Raw genomic sequence first — 21,655 nt, 5'->3', positions numbered from 1 at the left:
TGTCAAACGAATACGGGCCGCGCGCTGGCGCCTCACTCGCGGCGCGCCGCGCGCAACGCGCGGTCGGCATCGACAAGCGATGTCGCGTGCGGCTTCGCGGCGACAGGATTCAGGCAAGGCAGACGCAGCACGAACATGGTACCGCCTTGTCCGTTGAGCTCGGCGTAAAGTGCGCCGCCGTGCATGCCGACGATCTGCACGGCGAGCTTGAGCCCGAGACCGAAGCCCGTTGCCGTCCGCTTGCCGAGCTTCTCGAAGTCGGTCAGCCGATCGCCCTCGACGAGACCCGGCAGCCCGCCCGCGCGATCGTCGACGACCACCTCGGCGAAACCGTCGGCCTGCCGGATCGACACCGTCACCGCCTCGCCGCGCGGCGACGCGCGAACGGCATTGTCGATGACGTTCTGGACGGCGCGCGCCACGAAGTTGCGCATGCCGCTCACCCAGAGCGGCGCGCTGTCGGGCAGCCACAAGTGTAGCGCGACGCCGCAATAGACGGCGGTGACCTCCAGCTGCGAGATGATCTGGCGCAGCGTCGCGCGCAGATCGAACCGTTTGAAGTCGCGCGCCTGCAAATGCTCGGTCACCGACGAGAAGATGAACTGCTCGCCGAGCGAGAGCACGTACTGCGCGAGCGAGGTGATCTGCTGCATGCCGCCGCAGCGCTCGAACGCCTCCGGGTCGCTCGCATCGAGCTGCGTGAGCGCGCTGATCGAATTGAGCGGCGAGCGCAGATCGTGCAGCAAGAAGCGCAGCGACATGGCTCGCTCGTCGAGCGAGCGCGCGAACGGCGTCACGTCTGTCACGGCGATGACGGATTCGCCCGCCCCCGCACCGGCGCACGCACCGGCGGGGCCCGCCTGAATCCAGAAGGTCGAATCGTCCACGCGTACCTCGCGGCCCGCTTCGAGATCGCGCAGCCGCGGCACGTCCGTCATCTCGAAGCGCTCGCTCAGCGCCACGCTGAAATCGACGCCCGCGGGCAGCGTCATCGCCAGCATCTCGAGCGCACGCGCGTTCGCGTGAACGACCGCGCCCGCGCGATCGAGCACGATCACCCCGCACGGCAGCCCGCGCAGCGTGCCGCGCAGGCGGCGCGCGTCGTCGTCGGACAGGCGGCGATCGGCGGCGCCCTCGCCGCATGCGTCGGCGGGCAAGCCCGATGGGGTGGGCCGCGGCTCGGGCTGCTCCCCGGGCGGCACGCCGGGCAGCGAATGCGGCTGAGTATGGGATTCGTTCACATGGCCTCCTGCATTCCCCGGTGCGGGCGGTTGCGGTGAATCACGGCGAGATGACGCGCGGCGACAGCAGGAAGAGCCGCTCCATGTGACTCTTCTGGCGGTTGTCGGTCCTGAAGAGCGCGCCGATCAACGGAATCTTCGAGAGCCCGGGCACCCCGGTCACGCCCATCGTCGCACTGTCCGCGCGATAGCCGGCGATGAGCAGCGCCTGCCCCTCCTCGATGAACGCCTGCGTGTTGATCGTGCTGTTCTGGATCACCGGCAGGTTACTGACCGTCTGATCGGTGAGCTGGCCGTCCTGAATCGCCACGTCGAGCTTGATGCGCGTGCGCCCGTCCTCCTCCACGACCATCGGCAGCACACGCAGCGAGATGCCCGTCGACACGCTGTAGAGATCGCCCGACGTGTATCCCGACACCGGCACGAAAAACTGCGTCTGGTTGTCCATCACGGCCTCGATGTTGTTGAGCGTGACGACCTTCGGGCTCGCGTCGATCTTGGCGGCCTTCGTCTGCTGCAGCGCCGAGATGCGCGCCATCAGATAGCGGCCGGCGTCGCCGAGCACGGCGGCCACCGATGCGCCCACGGGCGTCGCCGCCGCGAGCATATTGCCCGCCAGCGCCGTCTGGCCGAAGTTCTGCGAGAGCGTGCCGTTGTAGGTGCTCTGCGCGAGCGTGCCGGTACCGGTCTGCACGTCGACGTGGCTGTTGTGCGCGGTCCAGTCGACGCCGAGCTGATGCAGCGCGTCGTCGTCGATCTCGATGATGTGCGCCTCGATCTCGATCAGTTGCGGTTTGACGTCGAGGCGATCGATCAGTTTGCCGTACTGATCCATCCGGTCGGCCGTATCGCGAATCACGACGGAGTTCGTGCGCTGGTCCGCGACGATGACCGGCAGTTGATCGTCGCTCGCCGGCGCCGTGCTCGTGTTCTGCGGCGGCGGCGGCTCGCCCACCGCCGCCGCCACGGCCGGCGAAGGCTGCCCGGTGAGCCCGGCGAACATGCCCTTGCCGGCCGCGCCCGACGGCACCGGCGGCGGAATGTACGGGCCGTTGTACGCATTGCCGTTCACGTCGTTGATCGGCGTGGTGCGCTTCACGCCGCTCGCCGCGCGGCCGCCCTCGCCGCGCTTGTCGGCGGCCTTGGCCGTGCCCGGGTGGTAGATGCCGTTGAGCACGGCCACCACGCCCTGCAGCGTGACCTGCTGGCCGTCGATGGGCACCGTGCGGTCGTGCGCCCACGCGTGATAGAGCGGAAAGACGCGTACCTGCGTGCCGCTTCGATGCGCCGCGTTGTTGTCGAGCCGCGAAGCCACGTTCGTCACCATCTGCACGTAGCGAGGCGGCCCGCTCACGAGCGCCGTGCCCTGCGCGCTGTCGTAGACGATCGGAAAGCGCTCGTCGGCGATGCGCAGGCGGTCGAGTGCGTTGCGCAGCGCGCCCGTATCGGCGGAATCGAGCTTCACGAGCGTGCTCTGCAGTTCGGCGGCCGTCGTGATGTCGAGCACTTCGCCGTCGTAGTACCACACGAAGCCGAACGACGCCGCGAGCGTATCGAGAAAGCGCCGCGGCGGCAGATGGAACTTGCCGCTCACGGTGCCGCTCACATCGGCGGCGATGCGCGTCGGGACGCCCTGGCTCGCGCCGAAGTCGCGCAGCACATCCTTGATGTCCTTGCCCTGCGCTTCGTAATCGACGATCGACGACTTCCAGCGCACGGCCGCCGCCTCGGCAACGGGGGCGGTCGCCCCGAATGCGAGCGCGGCGGCGAGGGCCACGGTGCCCAGTCGGCGAGCCCAGTTCATGACGCGCCGCCCGCGATGAAACGTACGCACCGCCGCCGGGTGCTTCTCCGACACATCGACAAAATTTTCATGTAAGTTCCGACTATCTTTCATAGGAAGGGCACTGACGATGAACGCTCCGAGTCACGAACGTCGCGACCTGACGCGCGAGATTCTCGAATTGATCGACCTGCGGCAGACTTTCACCGACATCCATATCGAGCAGGACCGGCCGATCATGATCAAGGCGCCGCGCGGCTGGCTCGCCGTCGGCGAGGAGCCCGTGCTGCACGACGAAATGCTGCCCACGCTGGCCTCGATCGAACCCGACTGGGAGGCGCAGCTTCAGCACGGCGCGATCGATCGCCCGTTCGTGCTCACGCGCTGCCGCCTTCGCTGCAACATCTACCGCACCAATGGCGGCCGCAAGCTCGTCATCTCGATCCGGCGCCTGCCGCTGCAGCCGCTCGCGCTCGACAAGCTCGGCCTGCCCGCGTACGTGCGCTCGATGATCGACAGCGCCAAGGGGCTGATCCTCGTGACGGGCCCGACCGGCTCGGGAAAGACGACGACGATCGCGTCGCTGCTCGAGCACATCAACCGCACGCGCAACAGCCACATCGTCACGATCGAGGAGCCGATCGAATACGAACTCGAGGGCCGCACGTCGATCGTCTCGCAGCGGCAAGTGCCCACCGACACACCGAGCTTCTCGGCCGGCCTGCGCGAGGCGCTGCGGCAAAAACCCGACGTCATCATGGTGGGCGAGGTGCGCGACCCCGAGACGGCGGAGACGGCGCTGCAGGCCGGCGAATCGGGCCACCTCGTGCTCGCGACGATGCACACGGGCAGCGCGATCGGCACGCTCACGCGACTGCTGTCGTTCTTTCCGGCCGAGCAGCGCGAGCGCTATGCGGCCGCGCTCGCGAACTGCCTCATCGGCGTGATCTGCCAATGCCTCGTGCCGACGGAGGACGGCGAGAACTTCGTGCTCGCGAGCGAACTGCTCTTCAACAACAATCAGCAGATCAGCGGCCTGCTGACCGATCCGGGCAAGCTGCCGTACCTTGCCGAGTTCATGAAGCGCAAGGAAGACAACATGTCGCGCATGCTCAACGATCACCTCTTCAGCCTCGTATCGAAGCAGCAATGCCTGCCGCGCGACGTGCTGCGCGCGACCTACAACCGGCTCGAGCTGCACGAAATGCTGCAGACGCTCGCGCCGCACTGAGCCCGCGCGACGGCGGCGCCGGCGCAATGGCGCCGCTTTCGCCGGTCGCGCCGTGCGTGACGATGCTGCGAAGGTGTGCGGTATGGATAGGCTCACGGTCGGGCGCTCAGTAGTAGGAGTTGATCGTCCAGCCCGCCGCGACGGGCGTGTTCCAGACCGTCTGGCCGGACTCCCCGCAAAAGCTGCTGATCCACGGCGTCGTGATACCGGCGTACGTCGCCCAGTTGGTCGTCACGACGATCGTGTAGGTGCCGGGCGTGCCCGCCTGGGACAGCGCGTTGTTGATCCCGCCCGAATCGTCCTGAAGCGTCGGCGTCTGGCTCTCCGTATGCCCGAGGTTGCGGTTGCCGCCGTCGGTGATGTCGATGCTCTGCGAGAGCTGCCCCCGGTTGCCGGTGGGGCCGTTGCACATGCCGTCGTTCAGGTGCGCCCACGTGGACGCGACGATGATCCCCGGCTTGGTGAGGTTGACGGTCGTCCTGAACGTATACGAGTACGTCCCGTTGCTGCCGTTGTACGAATAGGCGCCCGACTGGAAGTTCGTCGCCGGCTGGCCCGTGCAGGCCGAGTAATCGCCCGCGCCGTTCGGGTTGGCCATCACGAGCTGACAGCCCGTGAGCGATGACGCCGGCTCGATTTCGCTTTGCGTTTGCCACCTGCCGCCGCGGCACGACAGCACGCGCCCGTTCGCATCGGTGGAGACGAGCGTCGTGCTCGCCGACGCGGGGGCGATGGCCGAATTCTGCGGCGCGGGCGGGCATGGGTCGCCGACGTCGTGCGCGTTGCCGAGCGCGAGATTGCCCGCTTCGTCCACCGCCAGTGCCTGCCATGTGGCGCCGTTGTACGCATAGGCCCGATTCGTCGCGGCGATGAGCCGCACGTCGCCCCGATGCGCGGCAACGCCCGCGAGCGCCGCTTCGTCGTCCACCGGTTCGCGCCAGTGATAGGCCGCCTGCGGCACCCAGAGGTTCTGCGCTCCATCGCAATTCAGGACGTTGCCCGAAGCGTCGGCCGCAATGGCGCCGGGCTGCGTGCAGGCGGCATAGTCGATCTGCCGAGCGAGCACGATCGGCACTTGCATCGTGTTCGCCTGCGGATTGCCCGGCACGGCCACGCGGTACAGATAGTCGACGTTCTGCGCCTGCGTGCCGTCGTAGAAAATGAGGCTCGCGAGATGGCCCGTGCCCGTTTTCTTGTTTGTGCAGGATGTATTCGCCGGGTTGGGCGTATCGATCTTCCAGGTGCCGAAGGCGCCGATGGCCGCGCCGATCGCATTGTTCGTCGCCTGGATCGATCCGCCGCCCGGGCCGGCGTTCGCCGCGATGTAGCCGAGTTCGGGATCGGGAATGGTCCGGCCGCCCTCCGTGACGAGCAGCGCCTGCAACGCCACCGGGCTGGCGCCGCCCGGGGCCGCGTAGACGAGCAGGCACGGCGCCTGACCGTAGGGATTCGTGCCGCTCAACGCATTCGGAAGGTAGGTCGACAGCTGATACGTCGAGCCGGTCATTTTCGCGATCACCGGCGAGGTGGTCGTGGCCTGGGCCGCGAGCGCCGTGTAGTTTTGCCGAATGAGCCGCGTGGCAGCCGCCGTCAGCTGCGACTGATAAAGCGCGGCCTGCTGCGCACGCGTATCGTCGAGCGACGAGTTCGTGAGCGCGACGAGGCCCGCCATCATCAATGCGGCAAGTGCAAGCACGGCCAGCATCTCCACCATCGTGAAGCCGGACATGCGGCGAGCCGGCCGCGCGCGCGGGCCGGCGCGCTGCTTGCCGGTGCGGGCAAGGGTACGGGTGCGCTCAGTCATACGCTTGCGCCATCCATACCGGCATGCCGTTCGGGATCGCGTTCGCCAGGGCGGCCGGCAGCGGCACCGCCGGGTTGCCGGGGGACACGAGGTTGGCGCCGAGCGCCACGCCGGCCAGCGCCGAGCCCTGCGCAATCTGCTCGATGCCGTCGACCGCGGCCGCGGCTGCCGCCGACGCCGACGCCGCATAGACCACGACCAGGCTGCCCGCATAGCCGGCATTGGGCCGGACGTAGTTCCGCCACATCGGATCGGGAACGGTCGCCCCGAGGTAAGGCGCGAGGCTCGCCGCCGGCACGCTGCCGGCGAACGACGGGTTGGCGCGCGCGTAGGCCACCACGGCCTGCCGGTAGGCGCTCATGTTCGCCGCGAGCGCCATCGCCGACGGCGCGAGCGGTGCCGGCGCCGCCTCGGCGCCGAGTAGCGCATAGGCACCGGTCAGCATCGCGAAGGCGGCGACGATCCAGATCAGGAACATGGCGGGCGGCTCGTGGCGTCAATCGGGGCGAAGGCCGATACTCGGGCCTCGATCAGGCGGAGGTCCAGATGATGTCCTTCGCACCGCCGGCACAAGCCGCCTGCGCGGCGGCGGGCGTGACCGGCACGATTTGCGCCGCACCGCCGATCGAGACGGCCGTCCAGGTTCCGCCGGCAGATGCCGCGTTGATGCATACGTCCGTCGGCACGGAATCGAATTCGATCGTGAATGTACCGGTGCCAGTGCCCGTAACGGTTACTGCGCCACCCCACGCATCGGTGACTGTATTTGCCGCGGTGTCGATGACGAGCGTCGTCGGGATGATGCCGGCGGCAATGGCGACGGTCGTCGCCAGCCCGTTGTAGCCGTTGGTCTGCCCCATATACAGCTTCTTGACGCCGGTCTGGATGGCCGTCACCTGCTCGGCCGTCTGATTCGACGAAGCACTGCCGAATGCGCCGCGCAGCAGCGCAATGGCGCCGATGACGACGATGGCGGCGATCCCGAGATAGGCGATCGCTTCGAGCAGGGTGGCGCCACGCTGCATGCGCCGCGACCCACGGCTGCCCACCCGGGCGCGAATCGATGCGACGGTCTTGACCTTCATGTTGCTCTCCTTGGTTTCCTCAATCGGCACTCGACAAACACGTGCCCTCTCCTTTCAACACCCGTTCGTTTGCACTGCGCCTGCACGCCATTACACGGCAGGCTCAATGCAGACTCCGAGCCAAAGCCGCAATTTCCTGCTGAATTCCGAAGAAGCCGCTGATGAGCCACGACAGCACGAGCGCGAGCACGACGATCGCCGCGCCGTTGACCACGCGCATCTGCGCCTCGATCGTCTCCACGCCGTCGGTCATCCATTCGTTGGCGATCGCGTGCAGCGCCTCGGCGAAGCCCTTGTATTCGGCATACACACACAGATCGTCGACGATCTCCTCCGAAGGAAACCGGTAGCCGGCGTTCTTCATCGCCTCGCCGACGTTGAGCCCCGACTTCACGCCGAAGAGCATGTCGTCGATTCGCCGCCTGAGCCACGGCTTCGCATCGGTGGCCAGCCGCGCGAGCGAGCGTTCGACCGTGAAGCCCGCCGCCTGCAGCGACGAAAACGCGACGAGAAAACCGCAGCCCGTAATGAGCCGATAGATCGAGTAAGGCGGGTAGCGGTCGAGCCAGACCCGCACGTTGCCGGACCAGCGCGGCATCGAGTAGAAGAGCGCCGCGACGAGGATCGCGAGCACCACGAGGCAATAGATCATGCCGCCCTGCACGAACCGGGACAGCTCGTAGAGCGACTTCGCCACGCCGTGCCAGCGCTCCGGGCTCACGATCGACGCGAAGCGGGGAATCACGAGCTGGCCGAAGAGGTACACGTACCCGATCGTCATCGCCACGATCACGCACGGGTAGGTCAACCCGCCGACGATGGCCGTGCGGATCCGGCGGCTGTACTGCACGACGTTGCACACGTTCAGCAGCGCGGCCTCGAGGCGCCCCGACTGCTCGCCGGCCATGACGATCATCTGCTCGGTATGCGGCACCCACCACGCCATTGCCTCGGCCAGCATGCCGCCGTTTTGCACGACGCTGCGCCAGTCCGCGAGCGTCAATGCCAGCGGCTCGTTCGGCTTGCGGCCCTCGTGCGACGCACGCAACTCGAGCTCCTCGAGAATCTTGAGCAACGGCAAACCGTTCGCGAGCATTTTCGCGATCTTGCGATAGAGCCGCAGGCGTGCCTGCGTCGTAAGTTGCAGGCGCGCCCAGCGCCGGTTGAGCTCAAGTGCCATAGCCGCTTCCGAGCGGCTGCGGCCGCCCCCCGCTGCCCGGCATGAACGGGCCGACCACGCGCTCCGCCATGCGCGGATCGACGAGGCCCGCCGCCACTTTTTCGAGCGCATGCTGCGCGACCGTCTGCCCCGCGAGCTCGCTAAGCCAGTACGCCTGCGCATCGGGCTTGCGCCCGGCGCGCAGCAATTCGCAAAACGTCGCGTCGGTGCGCACGACCTCGGCCACCACGGTCCGGCCGACCGTGCCGTTCTTGCAATGCGGGCAACCGGGCCCGGCCACGCGCACCGCGTCGAACCGCGCGCCGACGGCCCGCTTCACGCGCGCGACGAGCCCCATGTCGAGCTGCGCCATCGACTCGGCCAGCGGGCGCGAGCAGTGCGGACACAGCAGCTTGACGAGCCGCTGGCTGATGAGCCCCGTGACGAGCGATTCGTCCGTCACCATCGCGATCGGCAAGCCGAGATCGACGAGCCGGTCCACGATCGCGAGCGCGCCGTTCGCGTGCACCGTCGTCCACACCTGATGGCCCGTCATCGCGGCGCGCAACGCGCTTTGCGCCGATGCACGATCGCGCACCTCGCCGATCATGATCGTATCGGGATCGAGCCGCATCGCATTCGCGATCGCGGCGGCGAACGCGAGCGAGCGCGCCTCTTCCGTCGGCGCGTTGACGACGGGCGTCTGCACGGCGCCCTCGATCGGGTACTCCACCGGGTCTTCCACGGTGATGACGTGGATCGAGCCGGCCATCTCGCGCAATTGCTTCGTCAGCACGCGCTGCAACGTCGTCGATTTGCCCGAGCCGGTCGGGCCGCTGATGATGTTCATGCCGTGCGGCTGCTGCGCGAGCAGCTCGAACGCGTTCGCCTGCGCCACCGTGAAGCCGAGCTCGGTCAGGGCCGTCGCCTCGCCCGCATCGTTGTAGAGCAGCCGCAGCACCATGACGCTGCCGACGCTCGTGGGCGCCGTCGCGATCCGCACGCCGAAAAGCCGGTCCGGCAGCTTGTCGCGGTCGCCGATGGCCGCGTCCTGGCGCTCGTTCGGCTTGTACGTGTTGTCCGATACGCTCGACATCGCCGCATAAAGCGTGGCGAGCAGCCGCTCGCCGTACTCGCGCGTCTGCTCCGACATGCGCACGAGTTCGTTGTGGACGCGAAAAAGAATCTCCGTGCTGAAGCGGTTCACACGGATATGGATATCCGAGGCCCGCGCGTCGCACGCTCGTGTGATCAGGTTCTTCGCGACGACCTGCATCTGCGTGTGATCGATGCGCTCGGCACTGCCGTCGCGGCGCGGGCCCTGATAGCTGCGCCTGATCGCATCGAGCGCCACGAGCCGCGTCGTATAGCGGCAATTGAGCCGTTCGAGCCTCGCGCAGTACGACAGCACGAACGGATTCATTTCGTGCCCTTCGGCAACGAGCAGCGTGCCGTCGTCGAGCAGACAGAGAAACTTGCGCTCCTCGTCGCTCGCGGCGAACTCGCCGCTGTCGGAAAGCGGGCGCGCCACTGCGGCGAGCGGCAGCGCCTGCGCCGGCGGCTGGCCTTGCGACGCCGTTTGCGCGGGCTGCACCGAAGCGGCGGCTGCAGCGGCCACGGCGCTCAGCACCGGCTCGCGTGGCCGCGCAACGGGCGCGAGAGCCGGCGCGGCTGGGGCCGTGGGCTGAACCTGCGTAACAGACGGATCGGTTTCGATCGGTTTCACGGCGCGCGAGAGAATCAGCGGCGTCACGCTGTTGGGCGTCTTGCCCGGAGGTGTCGGAGACGAACTCATGGCGTCACCTCGCAGACATCGGCAAGGCAGGCAGCGTCGGCACCGGCGGCACGCCGGGCGAGCCTGTCGACGCCACGTTGCGCGCGGGCTGCTGCCGCGCGCTCGCGGAGACGGTCAGCGTCGTGCGCCGTCCGTCTTGCGATGCGAGGACGATCGCGCCCGGGCGAATGGCCGCCACGCGCATGCCGTTGGGCAGCGTATCGCCCGGCCCGACGTCGAACTCCGCGCCGTCGCTCGTCGCCACCGTTGCGCCGAGCTTCTTGCCGAGCCCTTGTGTCGCCACCAGCGACACGTCCGAATACGAGGAGACGGTACTGCCCATCCGGTGCAGCGCTTCTTGCCGCTCCGCCACCTGCGCCTGCGCATCGAGCTTCTTCAGCTGTGCCTTGAGGATCATCGTTTCCTCCTGTAGCCGCATCAGTTCGTTGGCTGCCTGCACGGCGGCCGGCGTCGGAACGACGTTCATGCGCGGCGCCGCTTCAGCGGGCGCGGCGGCCGTGGCAGCTGCGGCGCTGGTCTCGCCGAACGCGGCCAACGGCCACGCCCAGCAGCAGGCGAGCACCAGCACAGTCAATGCATCGTCATTTCTCATAGAGCACTCCGTCGAGCGTCCACTGCCCGGATTTGTATGAAAGCGTCTCGACGCGCACGCCCGGCTCGTCGAGGTACCTGATGAGGCTGTCGGGCCGCACGTCGCCCAGTTGCGCCGACATGCGCCAGGTCTGCCAGCTCGGCGCCGGGGGCGGGCCGCCGCCCGGATGCAGCCGGTCCAGCGTTTGCGCAGCGAGGCTGCGCTGCGGCGCGCTTGCCGGCTGCAGCGTGAACGTCAGGCCGATGCCCAGCAACTGGAAGGCGGAAAGCATGCGCAAGCGCACGCCGCGCACGCCATCGAGCACTTCGTCTCCCCCCACGGGCAATGCCAGCGGCTCCACGTAGCTCGCATGCTCGCCGTTGCCGTCGATCGTCGCGCGCGGCTCCGCCGCCATCAGCATCGCCACGTTCGATCCGCCCCGCGACCAGCTGTAGCTGACGTTCGAGGCCCGGCAAACGTAGTCGTCGAGTTCCCAGCCGCCCGGCGCGATGTGCGTGAAGTGATCGAGGCACGCGCGAACGAATGCATCGGGCCGCGGCTCGCCGGCCCACGGGTGCGCGGCTTCGGGCGGTGCCGCGGGCTTGGGCGGATGCAGCGCGAGCTCCGCGCGCATCCGCTCGAACGCCTGCTGCCGCTCGAGTTCCATGCGGTGGCGCCGGTACGCGACGATGCCGGCCGCAACCGCGGCCGCCACCACGATCGCAACGGCGGCCAGCAGCACCTCGCGCCGCGGCGCGCGCCGCGAGACACGCGACAGGTTGAGCCAGCGCGGCAAATGCGGCTTGCCGCCCCGGCGCGGGATCATGTCCTCGATGCGACGTGCGTAGAAGTTGTGGAACCCCTGCACTTCCAGCTGCGGATCGCCGATGACGACGTTCCAGCCGCCGAGGCTGTAATCGCTGTGCAGCCGCTCGAACACTTCTTCGCTGGAGCCGATCCAGTCGCCGTTCGGCAGGAACGCGCCGTCGCGCACCGCGAAGTAGGCCCAGCGCCCGTCGGGCAGATGGAACGCACCGAGCCAGTTGGGCGCCGGCTGCTGGCGCCCGTCGTAAAACGCGCCTTCGGCCGCGATCGTCTTCGACACGAGCGCGCCGAGCGACGGCAAGCCCAGTTGCGCGCCCTCGCGCGTGCTCGCGAAACCGGCGCCCGCGAAGGTGCGGTCGATACGCAGCACCATCGCATCGAAATTCAGGCGCGCGGCGAGTTCCACGGCCTCCGCGCGCAGCGCGTGCCGGCGCGAGAGCGATTGCCAGAAAAGGCCGCATATGAAACGCTGGCGGCCGATCTGGATGACTTGCGTCGCCATGACGGATCCTGTGCCCGAGCGCGCGTCAAGCGCCGTTGATCGCGATCGGCGAGAGCAGGATGACGATCACCTCGCGCGTGCCGGAGGCGTTGAACCCGCCCATCGCGTAGTTCGACGGATGGCCGACGCCTTGCCGGTTATCCAGATCGGTGATGCCCTCGTAGCCGCTGATGACGAGCGTCTGCCCCGACTTCACGGCGATGCGCTGCAGGAAGTTGCGCGTATCGACGGTCGGCAGCTGGATCTGCTGGTTCGCCGGCCCGAACGGCGCAAGGTTCACGAGCGACGAAATGTTGCTGTAGAACTGCATCATGATCGTGCCGTCGTCGAGGATGTGCGGCAGCACCGTGAGGTTGAAGCCGGTCGTGATCGTGCCCGGCGTGAGCGACGTCTGGCTGCCGATGTTGACGGTGTTGGTCGTCGAGATCTGCGCGAGATAGCCTTGCTGCTCGGCCACCTGCACGGGAACGGGCTGATCGTTGAGCGTGGTGATCGAGGCCGAGGTCTTGCGGTGCACCGTGCCCTGCGTCGAAAGCGCATCGATGATGGCCGTCGTGCTCGAGGCGCGGCTCGACGGCGTGATCACCGTGGCCGAGAGCTCGCTCGGGTTCTGGATCATGCTCGTGAACGCGGTGGTGATGCCGAACTGCGTGCCGAGCGCCTGATAGACCGCGTGCCAGTTGATGCCGTAGCTGTCCTGCGCGGAAAGCGTGACCGAGAGCACCGTCACGTTGACGAGCACCTGCCGCGCGAGCACGCGGTTTTGCTGCTCCATGAACTCGCCCACGCGCTCGAGCACATCGGGCGTGTCGGTGACCGAGATCGAGCCCGTGGCTGGCGAGGTGATGACCGAGCCTACCGGAGAGAGCATCGCCTTGATCGCCGTCTGCAAGCCGTTGTACACGGAGAGCTGCGCGTTCATCGTGATATTCGCGGTGTTGTCCGACGACACCGACGGCGAACCGGACGTCCCGCCGCCTCCACCGCCGATGCCCGCGCCACCGGCGCCCGATCCGCCCGCGGCCCCCGCGTTGTTGCTCGACGCGCCGCCGCTGTTGCTCGCCCCGCTCACGACGTTCGTATCCAGCTTCGAGTCGCCCGGAATGGCGACGACCTGATAGACGCGCGTGGCCGTGTAGAAGAAGACGATCGCGCCGTCCTCGTACTTCCAATAGACGCCGAAGCGAGCCGACGCCGTGTCGAGCAGCCCGCGCAGCGTGCCGCCCGAATACGCGATGCGCACGGGCGAGGATACACCCGGCACGCGCGCGGCCACCGTCGCGGCGCTCGTGCTGGGCGCGGGCCCCTGCAGCAGGCCGGGGGGCAGCGGCGGCACGCCGGGATAGGCTCCGGCGCCGCCCATATCGACCGCGGCCTGCGTCGCGCGCGCGGCCGCTTCGCTCGTGCCCGGCGCGACCTTGGCCGGCAGGTGCGCGAGACGCGAAATGCGATCGGCGAACATGCGCAGCGAATCGACCGTGCCGTCGAAGCTCGCCGGCTCGTCGAAGAGCTTCGGCAGCGTCGATTTCGTCGCGATCTTGATCGTCTTGCCCGAAAGCCAGAGTTCGTCCTTGACGATGACGTCGTCACTGCCCGGCGCCGCGCGGTTGTCGCCGTTCGACAGCTTGCCGAGCAATTGCCCCGCACGCGCGGTATCGGCCTGCGAGCTGCGCTCGATCTTGTCCAGGAGACCCGTGCACCCCGCAAGCAGCGAGAGGCTCGCGGCGAGGATGACGAAAGGACGGCAGAGGACGCTCATCAACTTGCTCCTTTGGGAACGACGCGCATGACGCGATTGCGCTGGTACAAGACCACCTGAATCGGCACCTGCGAGCCGGCGAGCGCATTGGTCACCTGACGCAGCGCTTCGGCGAGCGTGCCGTGTATCGTGGCCGTCGCGTCGACCTGAAAATCGGTCGGTACGTCCCAAATGAATTGCCAGCCGGCTTCGCTCGCCCAGCGCGCGAGCGCATTGCGCACGGAGCCGTCCGACAGGCGCATCTGCCACTCCGTGCGCTCGGGCGCCGCCGCGGGTACGAACGCCGGCGGCGCGGCGGGCGCCGCCGATGGCGCCGGCGAGTCCGGGCGGAACGCCAGTTGCGTGGCGGCGAGCAGCGGGGGCTCTATCGCGTCCCGCTTTGCGGGCGCGGGTACCTGCGCTCGAGGCGGTGCTGAAACACGTGCCGGTACCGATGCCGGCATGGCCGGCCCGGCTGCCGGTGCGGGCGACATCACCAGAGCGGGTGCGGGTGCGGGTGCGGGTGCGGGTGCGGGTGCGGGTGCGGGTGCGGGTGCGGGTGCGGGTGCCGGTGCCGGTGCCGGTGCAGACGCCGGCACGGGCGGGACCGCCAGTGCTGCCGCCGGTGTGCGAGCCGATGCCGGTGTGGCGGGCATCGACGTCGAAACGCGCGCCTGCGCCACGGTTTGCGCCCGTGCAATGGCGGGTCCCGCCGCGGGAGCCGTCGCCGCCGCGCCCGTGGGCAAGGTGGAAGACGCATTCGTGGCGGCACTGTTCATGCGCGACGCCGCGCCGGCCGCCGGCGCGGAAGGCTGCGGCACGTCAACGTTTGCGCGCCGCGCATGCGCAGTCACCGTGAGCAGACGCATATCCGTATCGATGCGCGCCTGCAGCGCAGGATCGACCGACAGCACCTCGCCAAGCGCTTGCACGACCGACGAGCCGGCGCGCCAGCTCACGGGCGCGTCGGCCCATGCGCCCGCGTTCGGCACATTGATGCTGTAACTCGTCGGCATGATCTGCTCGAGCGCGCGCAGCAGCGGAACGCCGTGGCCGCCCGTGCGCACGGCGCCGCCCAGGCGCTGCCCGCCGTCGACGATGACTTGCTGATCCGAAGCGTGCGCGACCGCGCAGGCGAACCAGACGCCGCACAGCAGCGCCCGAATTGCCGGCGGCATCGCCGCTATCCAGACATTCGCCCTCGCCCGGTTCCACCTCTTGTCGCTCATGCACCTCGGATGCACCGGAAGCTCTATTTTTTTTGTTGCCACGTTCTTTTCAATCTGCTTGAACCATGCCGATAGCCGCCCTAAAAGCAGTACCGAAAGGCGTCAGGAATTCGAAAGAAATTATGTAAGAAAACATTAACGACGCGTAAGGATAGCACTACAGCTCATTGGGTGTTTACGGCAAAGTACACCGCACCTTTAAGTAAAAAATAATCCTGGAAAATCACTCTTTCTCGGCCGGCATGGATGATACAGGCGCTGGCGCGAGAACGTCGTCCTCACGCCACAAGCCCCGCCCAGCAAGGCGCTGCGGCAGTCGCCACATTTTTTTGACGTTTCGACGCGAATCGCGGAATGGCCGCCCGTGGAAATATGCCAGATACAATAATGTGCTACGGCGCCGTTCGCGGGCGTGCCGACAATTGGGTGCCCGTTCAGGAGGTATCCGGAATTCCGTGTGTGACGCGGATTGAGATTCAGACTCCAATGTTTAATCGTTCCGGATAAACAAGCGCGAACTGCTTCATGCCGCTCTTCCAATCGTGCCGGGAACCGGTCCGCTGTGGCCAAGACGCCAAGACTGTTACGCAGCGCCAGCCAGATCAGTTTGAGCGCGACCTCGTTCGACGGATCCTGACTCGCAAGGCGTCGAGGAACACGACCGGGTACATCGGCTCGAGCGGCCTGCCGGCTCGGCGTCGCCCCTTCCCGTAGTTCAGGTGGTGGATCAGTTCGCCGCCCACCGCGCGTTCGAAGACATCAAGAGCCGGACAAGCTCGCCGTGCGCCGCGCCAGACAGCGCACGGCGGCGGCAAACGTAACAAATCATCAAAGAACCGCGACGCAGGCCTCCCGCGCGTGCGTGGAGATCCACCGCGGCACCGCCCTCTCCGGCCAATGCCGATGCCAAACCGAAGGTAACAAACCATCACAAACACGCGCCTAAATCGGCCCGCGATGAAAACATGCGCTCACGGCTTCACGAATCGTTTCACGCCGCTTAACGCATCGCTCATCGAGTCAGGAGCACGACATGTTCTCAACGATCTACTTCGCCGCCGCCTCGGCCCTCGCTTTCGACGACACCCCTGCGGACGTCGCCTCGAAAATGCTCCAGGGCCAGTTTCTCGACGCTGTCCGCCACGCCGCACGCCATGCCGATACCGACACGGCGCAAGCTCAGCCCGGCTACGCACTGCTGCAAGTCTGCGCCGATCTCGAGCTGATGCTCGGCCGCCATGAAGAAGCGGAGGAAACGTATCGCCGCGCGCAAAAAGCCATTCGCGCCCATCGCGACGATCTCCGTATCGCGTCGTGCCGCAATACCGGCTGGCAAGCCTTGTTCCGCAACCAGTTCAACGTCGCGCTCAGTTGCTTCAAGCGCGTCGGCGAGGAAAAGGCGGCCACGCCGCGCCAACGGCTCGACAGCCTCGTCGGTGCGACACTCGTTTCGTTTCATCTGGGCCTGATCCAGGCGGCGTGCCATCGCCTCGGCGAACTGGCCGCGCTGGCGGCAGCGCATGGCGATCGCCGCTGGAGCTACCTCGTGGAGGCGCTGCGGCGGGACCTCTTCGCGCAGCACGAACTGCACGGTGCCGAGCGACTCGCCGACCACATCTACTGGCGCTCGGCTATCGCGGAATTCGAGCCGAGCGAGGCACCGGTACCCGGCTCGCAGCCCGCCGGGACCGTGCTGCCGCTGCTGGCCGAACGACTCTCGCACCTGGACCGGCTCGTTTCGCTGGCCGACGGCCGGACGAGCGCGGGCGAAACGCTCAAGCAATACGTGAGCTGGAGCCGCCAGGCCGGCCTCAACGATTACCACCGCAGCCTGTGCCTCGAAATCACGCTGGCCGCGATCGCCGGCCACGCGACGCCGTTGGCCGAAGCGATGCTCGATGCGTCCGGCGCGGCGAACTCGCAAGGCAGCCAGCATGCGCGCTGGTACCTCGACTATCTCTACTGCCGCGCGAAGATCATGCAGCAGCAGATGCGCACGCAGGAATTCGCGCAGTTCTACGGCCGCTACGCGCTCGCCTCGATTCAGCACGTGCGCGCGGACAGCATGTCGATGCCCGCCGCCGCGGCCGATCACATGCAGGCATCGCGTACGGCGCAGCGCTCCGACGACGTGAGCGCCCGCCTGCCGGCGAAATACCGCCGCGCCTATCGCTACCTGATGGACAACCTCGACCAAAAGGACCTTTCGGTGCGCGAAGTGGCATCGCATGTGGGCGTGACCGAGCGCGCGATGCAGGCAGCGTTCAAGAACCACCTCGGGCTGTCACCGAGCGAGCTGATCCGGCGCCAGCGGATGGAGCGCATTCGCGGCGATCTGCTCGACGACGGCGCACCGGCCACGCGCGTGCTCGACGTCGCGAACAAGTGGGGCGTGCGCCATCGTTCGACGCTGGTCAACGGCTACCGGCGCGTGTTCCAGGAAGCGCCCTCGGAGACGATGGGCCGCTGAGGGCAGCGTGTGCGGCGCCAAAGCGCCTGCACCACCGATCGGTAACACGGCCGGCCCGCGGCTTTTTTCCGCCCACGCCGTCCGACGAAACGCGCACGCGTGGGTCGGACGGCGTTTTCATTCGCACGTCGGTGCGAAGCGATTCCCGCACCGCTTCTCTTACCAGATGATCCATGAAGCGACTATTCACACCCAAGCCAGCGCTCGCGCTGGCGCTTGCCGTTCTGTCCGTACGCCCCGCCGAAGTGCGCGCGCAGACCGCCGACTGCTTTGCGGCGGCCGCGGCCTATCAACATGTGAGCCCCGTCGTGCTGCGCGCGATTGCGTGGCAGGAATCGCATGGCAACGCGAACGCGCTCCATCGCAACCGGAACGGTTCGACCGATTACGGCATGATGCAGATCAACTCGATTCACCTTCCGCTGCTGTCGCGCTACGGCGTCTCGGCGGACGACCTCATGAACCCATGCTCGAGCGTCTACGTGGCTGCGTGGCACCTGCACAAGATGATGGTCAAGTACGGGAATACCTGGGAGGCGATCGGCGCCTACCATTCGGAGACACCTGCCGAGCGCGACCGCTACGCGCGTTCGGTGGAACGCATCGTCGAGCGCATGAAGCTGGCGGATGACGGGCAGTAGGACGTGCGCGGGCAGCCGGGGAGACCCGGCTGCCCGCGCACGTCATCAAGAGAGAAAGCGACGTTGCATGAGGAAGTCGTCCCGTATGGCAAGCGCCAAGGCAAGCGCGAAGCGGAACGAAGCAGGAACGAGGCAGGCAGGAAGCGTGGACGAACCGGGGCGTTCGCGAGCCGCGCGCGAAAAGCCGCGGCCCGCCGTAGCCGTTACTGCCCCTTGGCGGCGTTCGAAATGTTGCTGGCGCCCTTGTTACCCACCGACGCCAGCGCCGACGTGAGCTCCTGCGACTGCTGGTTGACCGCGGCCGCCAGCGTGTTCGCGTTGTTGAGCCGCGTCATCTCGTTTTGCTGCTTCATGAAGTCGTTTTGCATCGCGGCCATTTGCGTCACGGGATCCCCCGCGCCGAGGGCCGATGGACGCACGATGTCACCCGCCGCATGCATTGCGGTGGACGCGACGCCGGGCGGCAGAAAGTGACTGCCGGCATGAAGCGCCGAACTCAGCACCTGTGCGCCGACGTTCCCCGCGCGCCCCGGCAGGCTGGCAAAGTTGCGGGGCGGCGCAGACGGAGCCGGCGGCGCGCCGGCGGCCCCCTTGAAGTTGGACAGCCCGTCCAGTTGGCCTTTGCTGCGCGCGGGCGCCTGCTTTTGCGCGCCGTCGGCCGCACCGTTCTTCGTCCCCTTCTCGAACTCCGCGACACGGGACTGGACGAGCCCCGGCCGAATACCTAAGTTGTTCATGGCGAACTCCTTGAGTGACATGACGATTTCCGTCGCCGGCAACATCGCTCGATGTCGGTGCGGCACGGTCCCCGCATCCCACTCACGCGGAGCGATATCGAGGAATGCAAGCGCAAGCTTATGCGCCACGGCATTGCGCCACGCAAGCGACGCGACGCGGCGAGCGAAATTGCGAAGCGCGCATGCGGCACATGCGATGAAATACGCAAAAGGGATCCGAAGCCGCGGCGCCCGCGCCGGCATCGACGTGCGTTTTTTTGCACGCCACTTCGGAATCGGCAGGCTGCCATCGTTATGTCGTTTTACCTTTCCAACACGAGAACCCACGTTCGCAAAGCGCGAAGACGGAATCGGCGGGCAAAGGCGCGCCGACCGCCTGGACGCGATGAAGCAGCGCGCAAGTCCATCAAGGCCTTTGTCGCGAGGCGACGTCGAACGATCGAAATCAACTGAAAGGAAACGTCATGACGATCAGCACCAGCACGCAAGTACGGTCATCATCGCTCGACCTCCCGCGCAACGACACGCAGCCCGCGCCGGCCCCGCGCCAACGAAGCGCATCGATGACCGGCCCGCGCCCCTCCGGCGGCGCATTGCTCGGCGCGTTGAGCAATGCACCCGCCTTTCCGGCGCACACCGGCACCGATGCACCGGCGCCGGCGAGCCCGCTTTCGACGACATCGCAACCGGCCGGGACGGCGCAGCCCCCATCGCCGCCGCTGGCGGCACCGTTGCCGGTCAGGCGCAACTCGCTGCCGCCGCGCGCATCATCGTCGTCAGGCTCCGCGATCGGCCGCCACGGTGAAGGCTCACGGTCGCTGCCCGGTTCGGGCAAGCTGGGCGCTCAACGTACGGCTCTCGGAGACGAGACGGTGCCGGTGCTCGACTTGTCGGCGGGCGGGCAGTCGAACGAAGAATTGCCCGTACACGAGGAACCGCCGCCACACACGCCTGCATCGCAGGAAAGTGCGGCGCCCGTTGGACATCAGGAGCCGGTGGAAACGGAAGCTGCCGGCAAGCAACCGGCCACGTCGCGTTCGGGTAGCCCGCTGCCGCACGAGAAGGAAACCACGGGGGTGACAACCGCGACGACGAACGAGGCCGAATCGAAACCCGAAACGTCCCGCTCGAGCAGCCCGCTATCGCTCGATAAGGGGGTGAACCCGGCGTTGCTCCACCGCGCCGCATCGGACGCTTCCTCATCCGCTCCGTCCAGCCCCGCCCTCGATCGACACAACGCTGCGCTGGGGAAAGCTGTTTCCGAGCCCCCCGAAGACAAACCCGTGCCGGAAAAAAGCACTTTCACGATGCCTTCCCTCGCGAAGGCGTCATCGTCGCGCCTACCCGAGACACCTTCGGTGCCCGAGGAGCACGACACGACGTCCCGGAGCCCTCTCTCCCCGAATCCGGCCAGCTTCTCGGCGCCTCACCGCGTCGCGCACGACATCGAAATTCAGGATCCCGAAATCCAGCCCGAGGCAACCGTTCCGAGCTCGTCGTCCCGGGTAGCGCCGGAAACCCGTACGCTGGCCGCCGCCGGGACATCGGTGCCCGCGGAGATCTCGGCGGTCGCGGAACCCGAAGACGTACGTCCGGCATCGGCCGCCGAGATGAGCAGCCACCTGTCGGCCGCGCTGTCCCGGCCGGGGCAAATCCGGTCGTTCATCTCGAACGTCGGCGACATGCTGACTCGGAACCCCTACGGCGCCGCGCAACCGCTCAAAGGGTGGACGGCCAACCTCGTCAACGCGTTCAGTCATGAATTCGTCGCAACCGGCGGCGCCACGCTCTTCCGCGAGTTGTGCTCGATGGCAACCGAAGCCGTCCTCGACAAGACCGGCGCCGGGCCCGAAACACGCGGCGTCATCACGGCCTCGCTGTTCACTGCGGCGGCGATGGGCAACCTGGTCGCGATGTTGCACAAGTATCACACCGGCACCGCGGACAAGAAGACCTACGCGGGCCACGGTGCGCAGCTCATCGCGCTGATCACGACGATGGGCCTCGCGGCCCATGCCGGCAAGAACGACGAGGGCAACGGGCATCTTGGGCAACTCGCCGGCATGCTGCCGAGCGCGATCAAATCGTACGCCTACCTGGCGCGCGACGTGATCAACGTGTTCCGCCCGCTCGAAGGCAATCACGACGCAGGCTACGAGCGCCCCGTCAGAGGTCAGGCACTCAACGGCATTCCGTATTTCGGAAACCAGCTCGCGGTGAACACCGCGCAGGGCAGCTCGCAATGGTCGGCCACGTCCTACGTCGACAGCCTCATTCACCACACGAAGAGCAACGCAGCGATCAAAGGCCTGTTCGGCTATTCGGCAGCGAATGCCGCCGGCGAGGGGCTGGATGCGATCGGGGGACGCGTGGCCTCGGAAATCTCGACGCACGGCTTCACGGGCAAGGCGCTCGATGAACTGAAGACGCTGCGCCTGAGCTGGGGCAAGATCGACACCTCCGAAACCAGCACGGCCAGGCAGCTCGGGGACAAGGCAGCCGGCGCGGGAATCGCGCGTCTCAGCCTGTTCCTCTCCCTCTATGCCGCCACCGCCGTGGTCAATCACGCCGTGGAGGGTAGAAGCGATTGGTCCGCCGGCCACAAGAGCTTCACGGAAAACGCGTTGGGCGCACTGCTCATCATCGCGGGATGCCTGCCGTTTGCCGCGAGCACGTCGAGCCCGTCGAACCGGTCGAACGAGGGGCGAACGGCCGACGCCGACAACGCGGTGGAACTGGGCATGATGCGTCGCACGACCGCCTGAGCACGCGAGCCGCGCCGAGCAAGCGAAACGACGAAGGTTCGCGCAGGCGGCCGCATCAGTGGCGCGGCGGCTCGCCTGC

Annotated in this window: 16 protein-coding genes and 1 pseudogene; 4 read left to right on the top strand and 13 right to left on the bottom strand. The window is 67.4% G+C overall.

From position 1 onward, the window contains the following. Window positions 1-32 precede the first annotated feature (32 nt). Together CFB81_RS19640 and sctC are read right to left on the bottom strand one after the other, a co-directional pair. The gene (locus CFB81_RS19640; protein WP_089436233.1) at window positions 33-1,241 is read right to left on the bottom strand and encodes a PAS domain-containing sensor histidine kinase; all 1,209 of its coding nucleotides are present in this window, start codon (window positions 1,239-1,241) and stop codon (window positions 33-35) included. 40 nt (window positions 1,242-1,281) lie between these two features. Beyond that, the gene (gene sctC, locus CFB81_RS19635) at window positions 1,282-3,045 is read right to left on the bottom strand and encodes a type III secretion system outer membrane ring subunit SctC (RefSeq protein ID WP_089436232.1); all 1,764 of its coding nucleotides are present in this window, start codon (window positions 3,043-3,045) and stop codon (window positions 1,282-1,284) included. A 103-nt stretch (window positions 3,046-3,148) separates the two neighbouring features. On the opposite strand from sctC, the gene CFB81_RS19630 reads away from it, so the two are divergent. Further along, window positions 3,149-4,255, top strand: a complete 1,107-nt coding sequence (locus CFB81_RS19630) for a type IV pilus twitching motility protein PilT (protein ID WP_371090891.1) — start codon at window positions 3,149-3,151, stop codon at window positions 4,253-4,255. 106 nt (window positions 4,256-4,361) lie between these two features. On the opposite strand, the gene pilV is transcribed toward CFB81_RS19630, so the two are convergent. From pilV to CFB81_RS35620, 10 genes and pseudogenes are all read right to left on the bottom strand, one after another. Then, on the bottom strand, window positions 4,362-6,059 hold the full coding sequence (gene pilV / locus CFB81_RS19625; RefSeq protein WP_089436231.1) for a shufflon system plasmid conjugative transfer pilus tip adhesin PilV: 1,698 nt from the start codon (window positions 6,057-6,059) through the stop codon (window positions 4,362-4,364). Beyond that, window positions 6,052-6,537, bottom strand: a complete 486-nt coding sequence (gene pilM, locus CFB81_RS19620; protein WP_089436230.1) for a type IV pilus biogenesis protein PilM — start codon at window positions 6,535-6,537, stop codon at window positions 6,052-6,054. Before pilM ends, pilV begins: the two co-directional genes overlap by 8 nt. 52 nt (window positions 6,538-6,589) lie before the next feature. Next, window positions 6,590-7,144: a type 4 pilus major pilin gene (locus CFB81_RS19615; protein WP_089437070.1), complete on the bottom strand. Its 555-nt coding sequence runs from the start codon at window positions 7,142-7,144 to the stop codon at window positions 6,590-6,592. A 103-nt stretch (window positions 7,145-7,247) separates the two neighbouring features. Beyond that, window positions 7,248-8,324, bottom strand: coding sequence for a type II secretion system F family protein (locus CFB81_RS19610; RefSeq protein ID WP_069618424.1), 1,077 nt, complete (start codon window positions 8,322-8,324; stop codon window positions 7,248-7,250). Continuing rightward, window positions 8,314-10,098, bottom strand: coding sequence for a GspE/PulE family protein (locus CFB81_RS19605; protein ID WP_089436229.1), 1,785 nt, complete (start codon window positions 10,096-10,098; stop codon window positions 8,314-8,316). Before CFB81_RS19605 ends, CFB81_RS19610 begins: the two co-directional genes overlap by 11 nt. Window positions 10,099-10,102: 4 nt before the next feature. Then, window positions 10,103-10,666, bottom strand: coding sequence for a type IV pilus biogenesis protein PilP (gene pilP, locus CFB81_RS19600; protein WP_256976271.1), 564 nt, complete (start codon window positions 10,664-10,666; stop codon window positions 10,103-10,105). Window positions 10,667-10,679: 13 nt separating this feature from the next. After that, window positions 10,680-11,996 (bottom strand): type 4b pilus protein PilO2, encoded by a 1,317-nt coding sequence (gene pilO2 / locus CFB81_RS19595; protein WP_089436227.1) that lies wholly within the window; start codon window positions 11,994-11,996, stop codon window positions 10,680-10,682. A gap of 25 nt (window positions 11,997-12,021) precedes the next feature. Next, window positions 12,022-13,755: a PilN family type IVB pilus formation outer membrane protein gene (locus CFB81_RS19590; RefSeq protein WP_069618428.1), complete on the bottom strand. Its 1,734-nt coding sequence runs from the start codon at window positions 13,753-13,755 to the stop codon at window positions 12,022-12,024. Beyond that, window positions 13,755-14,963 (bottom strand): toxin co-regulated pilus biosynthesis Q family protein, encoded by a 1,209-nt coding sequence (locus CFB81_RS19585; RefSeq protein WP_256976270.1) that lies wholly within the window; start codon window positions 14,961-14,963, stop codon window positions 13,755-13,757. The genes CFB81_RS19590 and CFB81_RS19585 overlap by 1 nt, the downstream gene beginning before the upstream one ends. 476 nt (window positions 14,964-15,439) lie before the next feature. After that, window positions 15,440-15,593: pseudogene (locus CFB81_RS35620) on the bottom strand (IS256 family transposase); the annotation flags it as partial. A 403-nt stretch (window positions 15,594-15,996) separates the two neighbouring features. Here CFB81_RS35620 and CFB81_RS19580 point away from each other — a divergent pair. Beyond that, complete coding sequence (locus tag CFB81_RS19580) at window positions 15,997-17,433, top strand: helix-turn-helix transcriptional regulator (RefSeq protein ID WP_089436225.1); 1,437 nt, start codon at window positions 15,997-15,999, stop codon at window positions 17,431-17,433. A gap of 173 nt (window positions 17,434-17,606) precedes the next feature. Continuing rightward, entirely contained in the window at window positions 17,607-18,074 is a 468-nt protein-coding gene (locus tag CFB81_RS19575; protein ID WP_069618431.1) for a lytic transglycosylase domain-containing protein, read from the top strand. 203 nt (window positions 18,075-18,277) lie between these two features. On the opposite strand, the gene CFB81_RS19570 is transcribed toward CFB81_RS19575, so the two are convergent. Beyond that, on the bottom strand, window positions 18,278-18,832 hold the full coding sequence (locus CFB81_RS19570; RefSeq protein WP_256976269.1) for a hypothetical protein: 555 nt from the start codon (window positions 18,830-18,832) through the stop codon (window positions 18,278-18,280). A gap of 443 nt (window positions 18,833-19,275) precedes the next feature. Here CFB81_RS19570 and CFB81_RS19565 point away from each other — a divergent pair, with 443 nt between their 5' ends. Further along, window positions 19,276-21,576, top strand: coding sequence for a hypothetical protein (locus CFB81_RS19565; protein WP_256976268.1), 2,301 nt, complete (start codon window positions 19,276-19,278; stop codon window positions 21,574-21,576). Window positions 21,577-21,655 lie beyond the last annotated feature (79 nt).

The sequence above is a fragment of the Burkholderia sp. AU28863 genome (assembly GCF_002223195.1).
Classification (GTDB): domain Bacteria; phylum Pseudomonadota; class Gammaproteobacteria; order Burkholderiales; family Burkholderiaceae; genus Burkholderia; species Burkholderia sola.
This window is presented reverse-complemented; position numbering and strand designations above follow the sequence as displayed.

Excerpts from the sequence above, each read along its gene's own strand:
- sctC (WP_089436232.1), bottom strand. The coding sequence starts at position 3,045 with ATGAACTGGGCTCGCCGACTGGGCACCGTGGCCCTCGCCGCCGCGCTC.
- pilV (WP_089436231.1), bottom strand. The coding sequence starts at position 6,059 with ATGACTGAGCGCACCCGTACCCTTGCCCGCACCGGCAAGCAGCGCGCC.
- pilM (WP_089436230.1), bottom strand. The coding sequence starts at position 6,537 with ATGTTCCTGATCTGGATCGTCGCCGCCTTCGCGATGCTGACCGGTGCC.
- CFB81_RS19615 (WP_089437070.1), bottom strand. The coding sequence starts at position 7,144 with ATGAAGGTCAAGACCGTCGCATCGATTCGCGCCCGGGTGGGCAGCCGT.
- CFB81_RS19610 (WP_069618424.1), bottom strand. The coding sequence starts at position 8,324 with ATGGCACTTGAGCTCAACCGGCGCTGGGCGCGCCTGCAACTTACGACG.
- CFB81_RS19605 (WP_089436229.1), bottom strand. The coding sequence starts at position 10,098 with ATGAGTTCGTCTCCGACACCTCCGGGCAAGACGCCCAACAGCGTGACG.
- pilO2 (WP_089436227.1), bottom strand. The coding sequence starts at position 11,996 with ATGGCGACGCAAGTCATCCAGATCGGCCGCCAGCGTTTCATATGCGGC.
- CFB81_RS19590 (WP_069618428.1), bottom strand. The coding sequence starts at position 13,755 with ATGAGCGTCCTCTGCCGTCCTTTCGTCATCCTCGCCGCGAGCCTCTCG.
- CFB81_RS19585 (WP_256976270.1), bottom strand. The coding sequence starts at position 14,963 with ATGAGCGACAAGAGGTGGAACCGGGCGAGGGCGAATGTCTGGATAGCG.
- CFB81_RS19580 (WP_089436225.1), top strand. The coding sequence starts at position 15,997 with ATGTTCTCAACGATCTACTTCGCCGCCGCCTCGGCCCTCGCTTTCGAC.
- CFB81_RS19575 (WP_069618431.1), top strand. The coding sequence starts at position 17,607 with ATGAAGCGACTATTCACACCCAAGCCAGCGCTCGCGCTGGCGCTTGCC.
- CFB81_RS19570 (WP_256976269.1), bottom strand. The coding sequence starts at position 18,832 with ATGTCACTCAAGGAGTTCGCCATGAACAACTTAGGTATTCGGCCGGGG.
- CFB81_RS19565 (WP_256976268.1), top strand. The coding sequence starts at position 19,276 with ATGACGATCAGCACCAGCACGCAAGTACGGTCATCATCGCTCGACCTC.